Source organism: Microcoleus sp. Pol11C2 (assembly GCF_036701505.1).
Taxonomy (GTDB): Bacteria; Cyanobacteriota; Cyanobacteriia; order Cyanobacteriales; family Microcoleaceae; genus Microcoleus.
Genome location: NZ_JAUBQX010000031.1, coordinates 1 through 10,890 on the forward strand (window position 1 = coordinate 1; position 10,890 = coordinate 10,890).

Annotated in this window: 12 protein-coding genes; 5 read left to right on the plus strand and 7 right to left on the minus strand. The window is 45.0% G+C overall.

Going from position 1 to position 10,890, the window contains the following annotated elements:
* Window positions 1–200 precede the first annotated feature (200 nt).
* Window positions 201–467 carry a hypothetical protein gene (locus QUA42_RS17755; protein ID WP_333138698.1) on the minus strand — a complete coding sequence of 89 codons (267 nt, stop codon included), beginning with the start codon at window positions 465–467 and terminating at the stop codon, window positions 201–203.
* Between the two features lie 211 nt (window positions 468–678).
* On the opposite strand from QUA42_RS17755, the gene ychF reads away from it, so the two are divergent.
* On the plus strand, window positions 679–1,770 hold the full coding sequence (gene ychF / locus QUA42_RS17760) for a redox-regulated ATPase YchF (protein WP_333138700.1): 1,092 nt from the start codon (window positions 679–681) through the stop codon (window positions 1,768–1,770).
* Between the two features lie 21 nt (window positions 1,771–1,791).
* A complete protein-coding gene (locus QUA42_RS17765) occupies window positions 1,792–2,157 on the plus strand; it encodes a phage holin family protein (protein ID WP_333138702.1) in 366 nt (121 codons plus the stop codon).
* 150 nt (window positions 2,158–2,307) lie between these two features.
* On the opposite strand, the gene QUA42_RS17770 is transcribed toward QUA42_RS17765, so the two are convergent.
* The 3 genes from QUA42_RS17770 to QUA42_RS17780 all read right to left on the minus strand — a co-directional run bounded on the left by QUA42_RS17770 (window position 2,308) and on the right by QUA42_RS17780 (window position 4,558).
* On the minus strand, window positions 2,308–2,739 hold the full coding sequence (locus QUA42_RS17770; protein ID WP_333138704.1) for an NUDIX domain-containing protein: 432 nt from the start codon (window positions 2,737–2,739) through the stop codon (window positions 2,308–2,310).
* 218 nt (window positions 2,740–2,957) lie between these two features.
* Window positions 2,958–3,413, minus strand: coding sequence for a DUF3531 family protein (locus QUA42_RS17775; protein WP_333138706.1), 456 nt, complete (start codon window positions 3,411–3,413; stop codon window positions 2,958–2,960).
* 128 nt (window positions 3,414–3,541) lie between these two features.
* Window positions 3,542–4,558, minus strand: coding sequence for a Sll0314/Alr1548 family TPR repeat-containing protein (locus tag QUA42_RS17780; protein WP_333138708.1), 1,017 nt, complete (start codon window positions 4,556–4,558; stop codon window positions 3,542–3,544).
* A gap of 381 nt (window positions 4,559–4,939) precedes the next feature.
* Between QUA42_RS17780 and QUA42_RS17785 the strand changes: the two genes are divergently transcribed.
* The 3 genes from QUA42_RS17785 (at window position 4,940) to QUA42_RS17795 (ending at window position 7,265) form a co-directional block, all read left to right on the plus strand.
* Complete coding sequence (locus tag QUA42_RS17785; RefSeq protein WP_333138710.1) at window positions 4,940–5,605, plus strand: energy-coupling factor ABC transporter ATP-binding protein; 666 nt, start codon at window positions 4,940–4,942, stop codon at window positions 5,603–5,605.
* Between the two features lie 102 nt (window positions 5,606–5,707).
* The gene (gene rsmG / locus QUA42_RS17790; RefSeq protein WP_333138712.1) at window positions 5,708–6,454 is read left to right on the plus strand and encodes a 16S rRNA (guanine(527)-N(7))-methyltransferase RsmG; all 747 of its coding nucleotides are present in this window, start codon (window positions 5,708–5,710) and stop codon (window positions 6,452–6,454) included.
* A gap of 25 nt (window positions 6,455–6,479) precedes the next feature.
* Complete coding sequence (locus tag QUA42_RS17795; protein ID WP_333138714.1) at window positions 6,480–7,265, plus strand: SDR family oxidoreductase; 786 nt, start codon at window positions 6,480–6,482, stop codon at window positions 7,263–7,265.
* A 184-nt stretch (window positions 7,266–7,449) separates the two neighbouring features.
* On the opposite strand, the gene QUA42_RS17800 is transcribed toward QUA42_RS17795, so the two are convergent.
* The 3 genes from QUA42_RS17800 to rpiA all read right to left on the minus strand — a co-directional run bounded on the left by QUA42_RS17800 (window position 7,450) and on the right by rpiA (window position 10,677).
* Window positions 7,450–8,205, minus strand: a complete 756-nt coding sequence (locus QUA42_RS17800) for a Fe-Mn family superoxide dismutase (RefSeq protein ID WP_333138716.1) — start codon at window positions 8,203–8,205, stop codon at window positions 7,450–7,452.
* Window positions 8,206–8,419: 214 nt separating this feature from the next.
* Complete coding sequence (locus QUA42_RS17805; RefSeq protein ID WP_445301335.1) at window positions 8,420–9,604, minus strand: aldo/keto reductase; 1,185 nt, start codon at window positions 9,602–9,604, stop codon at window positions 8,420–8,422.
* A gap of 356 nt (window positions 9,605–9,960) precedes the next feature.
* Window positions 9,961–10,677 (minus strand): ribose-5-phosphate isomerase RpiA, encoded by a 717-nt coding sequence (rpiA, locus tag QUA42_RS17810; protein ID WP_333061722.1) that lies wholly within the window; start codon window positions 10,675–10,677, stop codon window positions 9,961–9,963.
* Between the last annotated feature and the right edge of the window lie 213 nt (window positions 10,678–10,890).

A 10,890-nucleotide genomic window follows, 5' to 3' on the forward strand; every position in this document is an offset into this window, starting at 1 on the left:
GAGCAAATCTGTTCGTTGTCATCTTACAATTTTATTCTTGAAGCCCTATTCTATGCAGCTTCATATTAAATTGGTATTAGTCGATCGCGAAATTTAAGATGGTTTGTCAGGTCGATCGCAAAAACCGGTTTCACCCAAGTCCCCAATCTTTTTGGTGAATATCAGACTTGAAAAAACTCGGTTTTTGCCTAAATTATCAATTAATTGAAGTTGAGCGCAGTCTCTTTACAAAGGTCAACAGCCTCCAAATCAGTGGATCTGCCGTCAACGTATTCGGCCCTGACATCAAAAACACAGCCCGCCTCCGACCCACCGTAGTCAGCTTGATTCCACTCAAAATCTGCCTTTTCCCGATCGCCAATGGGGGCATCTAGCTCGTTTTTTCCCCAAGTATCGTTATCGGGAGGAGACATATAAACGGCTGTCATCGTCTTGCCGCTGTTGTTAATCACCGAAATTTTGACCATCTGAGCGAAAACGCTAGCTGCTGTGAGCCCTAACAGGGGCAGCGACAGCCCCGCAGCGAGCGTTACTTTGCTTTACCACTTGTTAAGCATTGATCCATCTACCTCAAGTTAGATATTTATTCAAGCTTAGCTGTAGAAGTTAGAAGGGACAAGTCAGATATATTGCTATTCCTTATGATATTTTGAAACAGTGATATGTTTCTAAATAGCTATGCTTACTGCCGGAATTGTCGGACTGCCTAATGTTGGCAAATCTACTTTGTTTAATGCTCTGGTTGCTAATGCCAAGGCGACTGCTGCTAATTTTCCTTTCTGTACGATCGAGCCAAATACGGGTATCGTGGCAGTGCCAGACGAACGGTTGAAGGTGCTGAGCAACATTTCCAATTCCGTGCAAACTGTGCCGACGCGCATGGAATTTGTGGATATTGCGGGTTTGGTGAAGGGGGCGAGTCAGGGGGAAGGACTGGGAAATCAGTTTTTATCTCACATTCGGGCCGTAGATGCGATCGTCCACGTTGTCCGCTGTTTTGAGAATGACGATATCATTCACGTTGCGGGTTCTGTCGATCCGATCCGAGATATAGACATTATCAATCTCGAATTAATTCTAGCAGATTTAGCTCAAATTGAACGCAGGCTCGATCGCACTCGCAAGCTCGCCCGCAACAATAAGGAAGCTCAGGCCGAAGTGGATGTGCTCGAAAAATTAGTCGTGGTTTTGAATGCGGGGAAACCGGCGCGGCAGTACAATTTCACAGATGAAGAAGCTGAATTAGTAAAAGGTTTGGAATTACTGACCAACAAACCAATTATCTATGCTGCTAACGTATCTGATGACGATTTAGCAACGGGAAATAGCTATGTCGAACAAGTGCGGGAAGTAGCAGCTAAAGAAAATGCTAAGGTTGTCATAGTTTCGGCGCAAGTTGAGTCAGAATTGGTGGAGTTATCCGAGGAAGATCGAACGGATTTCCTAGAATCTCTCGGGGTAAAAGAAGGGGGCTTGAAATCTCTGATTCGAGCTACTTACGAATTATTGGGTTTGCGGACTTATTTTACTAGCGGGCCAAAGGAAACTCGCGCTTGGACGATTATCGCCGGAATGTTAGCACCGCAAGCTGCGGGGGTGATTCACTCAGACTTTGAACGGGGTTTCATCCGGGCCGAAACTGTGAGTTATGAAGATTTGGTTGCTACGGGCGCGATGAATGCGGCTAAGGAAAAAGGGTTAGTTCGCAGTGAAGGAAAAGAGTATGTTGTACAAGAGGGGGATGTGCTGTTGTTCCGATTTAATGTTTAGCTTTTTTAAGGAGATTGGCACATGGATATCATTTCGCTGGTAATTGCTTGGCTGGTAACTTCGGTGAGCTTTTTTATTATTTCCAAGTTGCCCATCGGGGTGGACATTGACACCTTTGGAAAAGCGATGATTTCCGCGGCGGTTTTTGGATTGCTGAATGCTTTGGTGCGGCCGCTTTTTGTGGTTTTGGGTATTCCATTGCTGTTGATAACTTTTGGTTTATGGATGATTGTTATCAACGCTGCTATCTTTGGATTGGCGGCTTGGCTAGTGGATGGATTCCGCTTGCGGTGGGGAATTTGGAGTGCTTTGCTGGGGGCGATCGCCCTCGGTTTTATTAACTCTCTTCTCTATCAGGTGTTGAGTACGCTACCTAATGTAAGGTAGAAAAAGGTAACGCACTGGGCGGAAGGAAGGGGCGGGTTTATTCATCCTGTTAGTTATCGCAAATATTTCAGGTGAAACCCCCCCTACGGCAAATGTTTTAGCTTTAATTCCCCCATATCAGGTATTTGTTTTTTGGTATTGGTTGAGTTTTTAGCCTTCGCAGTAGTCGATAAATTTGTCTGGAACTAAGCGCAATTCGCCCGAGCGAAAGCGCTCGAACGGCATCCAAAATGCAGTATGTTCCCCATCTCCGTCTGCCAAATCCAGACTCTCCAATTCATAAAATTTGGAATCGACAAAATCGCACTGGTATAGTTGTATTAATTCATGTCCGGCTTTGCCATTATAAACAAAGAAGTTTTCCAAACAAGCCAAATATTTAATATTTGTTAACTCGGCTTGAATTTCTTCTTGAAACTCTCTTTGCAAAGCGTCGATGCTGTGTTCTCCGAATTCTACGCCACCGCCCAGAGCTCGGTAAAATGTGTCTTGTTTGACCGGATCTTCGCATTCTGACACGAAAATGCGATCGCCCGATCGAATTAATCCTAAAACAATTACGCGAATTGTACCTTTTTGCATAATTAGTTATCAGTCATCAGTCATGACGCATCAACACCAAAACAAAAGAAACCGGGTTTCGACTTCGCCCAACCAGCAGGTTTTTTGCCGTTGATGCGGGCTGTAACGAAGTATGATGCAAAAAACCCGGTTAATTACTACCCGTGCGTAAGTTCTATATTACTCAGCAATCATCACTCATTATCCGTGTATCCGTGTCATCCGTGTCGTGCCAACGTTTAATTATCATCGGTGGCAAAACCCTCTCTCCTGCTTCTATTTTCAACGGGCCAGTTTTTATTTTCCCCGCCAATAATCAGTTTTTCAATCGTCACAAATTCTTTGCTGAGTTGCTGGAAAACATTAATCAAAACATCGAGACCAATCGCATCGCTAGTGCCCAAATCAAACCAGCAGCGAGCCCAAGAACCTTGATACTCCATTTCTCCCATATTGTGCATCAAAGCCATCATACTTTGGTCGGCTAGATTAACATCGTAATTCATATCACTGATGTCTAAGCCTTCATCTTGAACTTGCAAATTTTCCGCATTAAATCCTCCGAGTTTTCCCAAGAAAAACCAAGAGTCAAACACTTCTTCAACATACTGTTTTTCACCGTTTGAAGGCACGTTGCTGAACTTCAGCCAAATCCAGAGGTCAAAGGGGTTAAACTCGCGAAACTCTACTTGCATCAATTTTATCAAAGAAAGGGAATGGAATTGCAGGAATTGGATTGCAGGAGAGAGGAAAATTGGGAGAGAGGGAGACAGGGAAAATTTTCCTCCTGACTCCTGACTTCTGACTTCCCCTCTGACTCTTTTTATAGTGGTGGTAAGGCTGCCGGCCCCCAGACTCCATCTGCATCTCTGATTTTATCGCGCATCGGGTCGCAGGCGCGAGATTGGCTGTCGAGACGGTTACGGGTTCTGCACTGCTGAAAGAAGATGTCGGCTACTAAACTGCGCGGCAGTTGGTCGGGTTTTGCTAAGGCTGCGTCGAAGTTTTTGCGGGCTTCCTCAAGTAAGGTTTTGTTGCCGTCTTTCCCCTGGGATTGGGAAAACAAGATTTGTGCTTTTAGATAGAGAACTTCTGGATTATTTGGCGTTTCTGCTAGGGATTTGTTGGCAAATTCTAAAGCGCGATCGTACTTTTTCAAGTCTCGATAGCCTACTGCCATGCCGCGATAAGCTAAATAGCGGGGAGAGGCTTTTTGTTCGAGTCTTTGAATTGCTTCGTTGGGGTTGGAAAAGGGCAGGTTTGTGGCTAGCATTAAGTCCATGTAGCCTTTTATCAGGTTGAGCTCGGGGTCGTTGGGAGCTATTTTGTCGGCGGCTTCTAGGTATTGAAATACTACTCGCAATTTACTCAAAGCTTGAGGCGCGCCTTTGGCTGTTCCTTCTTTGGCTATAATGTTCGCCCCTTCTAGAAAGTGACCTGCTGCTGTGTAGATGTTGCCGCGCAATGGATTAGTTTTCGTCAATTTTTCGCCGACTTCGCGGGTTTTTTGTGCGTAGGAATTCATCGAGTTTAAGTCCTGCTCGATGTAGGATAGGGAGGCTGCCATTGCATAGGCTAGCGGCTCGTTTGGTTCGGCTGATAGCGCTTGTTGAATTTGAGTTTTTGCTTGTTTGTAGTTTCCTTGCTGAAACATTGTTTTGAAAGCGGTTTCGGTGTTGGGCCCGATCGCCTGCGGGTTGCTGGTGCGAAAGGGATCGCCCGCTACTGCTGAGTTAATGCAGAGGCTGAGGGCGATAGCTCCTGCACTGGCGATCGCCCGCACTGTCTGTTTAGAACTTAACATTTGCTTGCAAAGCGATGCTAAAGGGGTTTTCGTCATCGTCAATTCTCTCAATGTAATATACTGTAAACTAGAAACAAGAGAGTTAAATTTTCAGACTTTCGGGCCGCGACCAAAAAAAGAGTGAAATTTGCTTGATTTTTTGTGGTTCTTGAGGTATATTTTAATAATGGAAGTGTGACTTGTAATATATTAAAGGATAGATTTTCATTATTAAAATATACCATGAAAAAACAGAAGAATCAAACGCCACTCCTGAAAAAAAGGAAATTTTTGTAAAGATTTATGTAAAATAATTGTGTGCGATCGGCAACAGCCAGAAACAGCCTTAACTATTAATAGCACAAATCCGTAAAATCAGTTCAATCCCGTAAACTGTTAGTTACCGAACTTCCTTCTCCCCAATTACCAATTGCGTTAATGCTTTATCTAAAAAACTTAGTATATCATCCTACAGCCTGTCCGAATGCTATTCTGAAAAATATTAACTTAGAACTTCCCTCGCAGCAAATGGGGCTGATTGTGGGTCGCAGCGGTTCAGGCAAAAGTACGCTATTAGAAATATTAGCAGGTTTAGCGGAAAAAACTAGCGGCGACATCCGTTGGCGGGAACAAGAATTAACACCGGAACACTTGCAACAGTTAGGAGGGTTAGTGTTCCAGTTTCCAGAAAGACATTTTTGCGGAGGCACAATTTTAGAAGAATTACGGTTGGGGCATCCTGAATTGGGACAAGAACAAATTAACTCCGCAATGTCAGAAGTGGGGCTCGGACATTTGCCGCTGCGCGCTTCCCCCCACGCTTTGAGCGGCGGACAACAACGGAGGGTAGCCCTGGCAGTGCAGTTAATTAGGCAGCCGCATTTGCTACTTTTGGACGAACCGACGGCGGGTTTGGATTGGTCGATGCGGCGGCAGTTGGTAAGCTTGTTGAGTAAGTTGAAAAGTCACTGGACTTTATTGATTGTTACTCACGATGCTAGCGATTTGTTGAGCGTTGCTGACCGATTTTGGACTCTAAACCACGGGGATTTGCAGGAGGTTGATCGGGCTAAGTTAGAAGCTAAGGAAACGAGTTGCGTTTGAGTTTTATGACGTTTCCAATGGTTTGCCGACGAATAGAATTCGCGTCTATACAAACGAAGTCTGCCTAAGCAGACAGCAAGAAAAAAGTGAGAATAGAACTAGATGATAAATGAGATTAAAATGTCTGGGTTGCCCCAGATGAACGAGTTGTGGCAAAAAACGCTGAATTGGCAGCCGGATGAGTCGCAGCAACAACTATTTCAGCGACTTTATGAGTTAATTGTCGAGGGAAATCGCTCCTTGAATTTAACTCGAATTACTGAGCCGATGGAGTTTTGGGAAAAACATTTGTGGGATTCTCTGCGGGGAATTGCGAGACTTCTGCCAGCTAATCACAATTTGGCGGAAAATCCAGAATTGGCCGCCGAGTCGGTGCAGAAAGCGATCGACATTGGGACAGGTGGGGGTTTTCCGGGGTTGCCGATCGCGATCGCCCTGCCGCAACTATCAGTTACTTTGCTCGATTCTACTCGCAAGAAAATTGATTTCTTGGAAACAGTTTTGCCGTCTTTAGGCATAGAAAATGCTGCGACTTTGTTGGGTAGATCTGATGAAATTGCCCGACAGCCGCATCACAAACAAGCTTACGATCTAGCACTTCTTAGAGCAGTTGGAGCAGCTTCTATTTGTGCTAAATACGCGCTGCCCTTCCTTAAAAATGGGGGTTTGGCTGTACTTTACCGTGGAAATTGGACGGTGGAGGAAGAAACGGAGTTGCAAAGGGCGATCGAGCATTTGGGCGGCACAATTGAGTCAGTCGAAGCATTCACAACGCCGACGAGTCAGGGGGCGCGGCACTGCGTTTATTTGCGGAAAGTTGTACAGCAGTTCGAGCGTCCCGTGCGCTAGCTATAGCCGTTTTTCAATACTAACTATGCTTGCCAATAAGATTGCACTTGTCACAGGTAGCTCGAAAGGAATTGGTGCTGGCATCGCCCTTGAATTAGCCAAATCGGGTGCAGATATTTGTGTCAACTATTGCGATTCTCCAACATCTGCACGAGAAATAGTCAACCAGATTCACTCTGTCGGCCGTCGCGCTATCGCGATTCAAGCAGATGTCTCACAGCGCGACCAAGTGGAAAGGATGGTGGATACGTGCGAACAAGAACTGGGTCAAATCGATATTCTAGTGACAAATGCGATCGCCAGCGTCCGAAACACTTTGCTAGAAACTAAATTTGAGGATTTACAGCGGACACTAGAAATAGGAGTGTACGGTGTGTTTCACGTATGTCAAATAGTCGCCCGCCGTATGGTGGAAAGGAAGGCCCAAGGCTCGATTATCCATATCTCATCCCCCCACGCCCATTTTCCGTATAAGGGTGCGATTGACTACAACACCACCAAAGCAGCCTGTCATCACCTCGTTCTTTCTATGGCTAATGAACTGATGTGGCACAAAATTCGGGTCAACATCCTAGAGCCTGGGTGGACTGACACTCCGGGTGAGCGACGCTGGTACAGCGACGAATTGCTTGAGTCGTTTAGCAACCAAATGCCTCTTGGTCGGATGGGCTTCCCGGAAGACTTAGGCAAAGCAGCAGTTTTCCTGGCATCTGATGCAGCTAGCTACATCGCGGGTAGCGTGTTAAAGGTAGATGGTGGACTGTACATTGAGGGCAGCCCGAGTTTGACCTCAGAATCTCAAGATAAGTAGGTAGGCGGCATTAAACGAACCATCTAACAGTATGTAAACAGGGCTCAGTCAGCCACGCTTAAGGCTCAGGATATTTTACAATCGTTTACTTACTTAATTGCGTTTTACAGCGCCTACCTACTTCAAACAGAGTTGTTGGTTGTTGAGCTGTTTGCGCTCGATCGCAATAACAAACTTTGTTGAACTAAGCGCTAGCCTTTTCGTAGCGCTTGTTAATTTCCGCCCAATTAAGAACATTCCACCAAGCTTTTAAGTAGTCTGCCCGCAAATTTTGGTATTTGAGATAATAAGCGTGTTCCCAAACATCGTTACCCATAATTGGATAATTTCCCTCCATGAAAGGCGTGTCTTGATTGGCAGTAGTTGTAATCTCAAGTTTGCCAGCTTTATTGCGGACTAGCCAAACCCAACCGCTGCCAAAACGCTTAGTGCCGGCATCGTTAAATTTTGCTTTAAAATCGTCAACACTGCCGAAAGTTTGCTTAATTGCTGTTGCAATTGCCCCTGTGGGTTCGCCGCCGCCGTTGGGACCCATGATTTCCCAAAACATAGTGTGATTTAGGTGTCCGCCGCCATTGTTACGAACGGTTGTGCGAATATCTTCCGGCACTTTGCTCAAATCTCGCAGCATATTTTCCGCAGTGATATTTTTTAGTTGCGGGTATTTACTGACAGCATCGTTGAGGTTTTTAACGTAGGCGGCGTGGTGTTTGTCGTGGTGAAATTGCATTGTCCGCGCATCGATGTGCGGTTCTAAAGCATTGTATTCGTAGGGAAGAGGTGGCAGTGTAAAAGGCCCGGGGGTTTGGGCTATTTTTGGACTTTCTGCAACTGGACTTGCTTGCGATACATTATTTCCTGACGCTTGGCAAGCACCTGCGGTAATAGCTCCGACGGTGGCAGTCATCAAATACAAGAAATCTCGGCGTTTGAGAGTCATAAAAAGTACCTAAGTGAATTATTAACTGTTTTATCTCAGATTGAAGCAAAATGGGAGCGAGTTGAGAAAAAAAGTCCTCTCGCCCGAATGGATGAGACGGATGGGCGATGGTTGTGAGAGTTTCTCAAGTATAGGCTAATTGTATGCGCGTAACTAACTCACGTGCTCCGGTTCACCAACCCGGTTTCTGTCTCGAAACCGGGTTTTTTTTAGATTATTCTTGGGACAAGCGCTGGATGGCTTCGCCTCCAAAAAGCCGATCGGCTGCTTGAAGAATACCGGGAATTTTAGCAGCGTGGGGACTGTGGGCTAGACAGCGGCGTAAGTCTAATTCATCGAGGCGATCGGCTTTTTGGCCGGGGAACCAGTGGCTGGCATTACCTAAGAGGTTGTAGCGCATCTTGCAATAGTCGATCGTATCGTAAGCCTGCGCCAAATTCCACAGCCACAGAATTACATAAATATTAATACCTCCGGGAGTATTTTCGATAGTGGGTAAACCGACGTGCCAAGTCTTAAACCAATCTTCTCCTAATTTATCAATGGCTGCTTTTTCTAAATTTTCTAATATCGGTGGCAAAATTTCATCGGCTCTATCTAACAATTCTACAGCTTTAAGATGCTCGTTGAAATCTTCAGGTTTTGAGGCGCCCAAACTCAAAGTGTGTACTTGCGGATGCGACAAACAAAACAAATCATTAAACACCATCGGACTCAGCGGATAGCACAAGTCTACCAATTTTTGCGGCGGGCTGTAAAGTTGACCGCCTTTGTCGGAAGGACTGATAATAAAAACGCCCATATCGTGACGTTTAGCAGCTTCAATAGCCTGCCAATTACTTTGATTGATGTAGTACCAGTGCAAGTTAAGATAATCAAATTGATTAGTTTCAATTGTTTTGACAATCACATCCGTCGGGCCGTGAGTGGAAAAACCAATAAACTTAACTTTCCCTTCTGCTTGCAACTTTCTCGCCACATCCATGCAGCCGCCCGGACGCATAGAATCCTCTAGCAATTCCCATGTATTAATGCCGTGTAGCGACAGTAAATCGACGTATTCCAGTTGCAAATAAGCTAAGGATTTCTCAAATTCTTCGCGAAACTCTTGGGAGTTAGGTTTGGGGCTAACTTTCGTTTGCACTATCAACTTTTCGCGGGAAAAATTCGGAAAAATCCACCCCAATTGCATCTCGGAAGTGCCGTAACCGCGAGCAGTTTCTATGTGATTGATGCCGCATTCAATCGAATAGCTAATCGTCGATTCTAGATTTTGTTGATTGTCTGAGGGAATTTCATTGGCTGGCACGTCTTGCCATTTGTACTGATATCTCATGCCACCGCAGGAAAAGACGGGCATGGATAATTCTGTGCGACCGAATCTGCGATATTGCATCATCATAATCAAAGTCAAAGCTATAGAAGAAAGAAGTTAGGCAAGGGATTTTTTAACGGATGTAACGGATGTCAGTCCGATGGAAGCCGGAAGTTCGGCAACGGATTCGCTTTCTGAGGATGTAACGGATGTAACGGATGTCAGTCCGATGGAAGTCGGAAGAAGGAAGAAGGAATATGTAACAATCCCCAGGGTTTGACTGATTAAGAACTTCTTGAAAGTCTTGGCTGTTGCTATAGGGTAAAAAACCAGGTTTTTTGTATTTTTGCGGATTGTAACTCGCATATTGCCGCATTCTCCTGAACAGGCAAGATGCCTGTTCCACAAAGAGTTTTTGACCACCAGTGCGGCAGTTTTGACTATTTAGAAATCTCCCGTACTACTGGTTTTCCGTCTTGGATTTCGCCGACTAAAACCAAATCTGTACAGTCTACAAACAAACCATTTTCTAAAACACCGGGAATGTTATTCAAGCTTTTTTCCATTTCTCCGGGGTTGGCAATGTCATCAAATTTGACATCAATTACCATATTACCTTGATCGGTAATTACTGGGCCTGCTTTTTTCACGCCCATGCGGAGTTCGGGTTTGCCACCCAATTTTTCAATGGCGCGCATCACTGGTGTTAATGCCATCGGTATAACTTCGATGGGCACGCGAAAAGTCGAACCCAATTTATCTACGATTTTGGAACTGTCAACTACTACAATAAATTGAGTTGCGAGGTAATCGACTACTTTTTCGCGGGTGTGGGCTGCGCCGCCACCTTTAATTAAGTTGAGGTGGGGATCTACTTCATCAGCGCCATCAATAGCAACATCAATTCTATCAATTTCATCGAGTGTTGCCAGCGGTACTCCGTACTGTTTGGCTAACACTTCTGATTGAAAAGATGTCGGCACTCCCTTGATATCTTTGAGTTCACCTGATTTTATGCGATCGCCCAATGCTTGAATAGTATAAGCTGTAGTTGACCCGGTGCCGAGTCCGACAATCATACCAGATTTTACGCGATCGGCTGCAGCAAAGCCGACTTGCTGTTTCATCAATTTTACGGGATCTTGTTCTGTGGTCATGTTCGGTACTCCTTAATAGTTTTAAGATTATACCATTTATTATGGATTTATTTAACCGCAGAGAGCGCAGAGAACGCAGATAGGAAGAAGAACAAGAGAGGGAACTCGCAAATTATTTCAAGTGGGAACTTCTCTCTTTTTTATCGGGCCCCTCTGCGTCCTCTGCGATTAAATAAAAAAAATCTAGTTCACAAATCGGCGGATAATTGCCAC